The following is an 871-nucleotide window of genomic DNA, read 5'->3' as shown; positions in this document are numbered from 1 at the left end:
CTGTTGCCCGATCGCGGCGAGCGTGGCCCGCCAATTCTAGATAAGCGGCGTACGGTCAACGGCATTCTGTGGGTTCTGCGAACTGGCGTGCCATGGCGCGACATGCCGGAACGATATGGCAAGTGGAACTCGGTCTTCATTCGCTTCACCCGCTGGAGCAAATCTGGTGTTTGGGATGCGGCATTCGAGACTTTGGCGAGTCTCGGGCCTCCCGCCGACGAGGAGCACGCCATCGATTCCACCATCATCCGGGCGCACCAGCATGCGGCTGGAGTAAAAGGGGGAATCAAAATCAGAAAGCGCTCGGCCGCTCGCGCGGTGGCTTCTCGACGAAGGTCCACGTCCGCACCAATGCCGAAGGCAACCCGCTGACCTTCGACATCACTGGCGGCGAGGTCCACGAAGTTAATGCCTACGAAGCATTGATGGAGCTTCACGACGTCAATCCCAGAAAGCTTCTCGGCGATAAAGGCTACGACAGCGACGCTATTCGTGCTGATCTTGTAGAGCGTGGCATCGAGGCTGTGATCCCGCCGCGATCGAACCGCACGATCCAAATCAAATACGATCGTGAGGCCTACAAGCATCGCAATCTCGTCGAACGCTGTGTCAATCGCATCAAACAATACCGTCGCGTTGCTACCCGTTACGAAAAAACCGCCAGAGCGTACCTGTCGATGCTAAGCATCGCCGCAGCATTGCTCTGGGTTAGAACCGTCAACACGACCTAGCACTACTTTGGCAGAATCTGTTTGCGCCAGTGTTTTTCAAGGATTTGTTTTCGGCAGTATGGACACCGTTGAGACGGCGGCCGAAGGATGAGATCGACGATGGCGTGACGTACGGCGGGCATGGTTGGCTGAGGCGGAGG

1 protein-coding gene and 1 pseudogene are annotated in these 871 nt (G+C 57.3%); both read left to right on the top strand.

Going from position 1 to position 871, the window contains the following annotated elements; translation table 11 throughout:
• Positions 1-3 precede the first annotated feature (3 nt).
• Positions 4-123, top strand: a pseudogene (locus AYJ54_RS54200) (transposase); the annotation flags it as partial.
• A complete protein-coding gene (locus AYJ54_RS48480) occupies positions 123-731 on the top strand; it encodes an IS5 family transposase (protein WP_201724239.1) in 609 nt (202 codons plus the stop codon). The pseudogene AYJ54_RS54200 and the gene AYJ54_RS48480, both read left to right, overlap by 1 nt.
• Positions 732-871: the final 140 nt, after the last annotated feature.

Source organism: Bradyrhizobium centrolobii (assembly GCF_001641635.1).
Taxonomy (GTDB): Bacteria; Pseudomonadota; Alphaproteobacteria; order Rhizobiales; family Xanthobacteraceae; genus Bradyrhizobium; species Bradyrhizobium centrolobii.
This window is presented reverse-complemented; position numbering and strand designations above follow the sequence as displayed.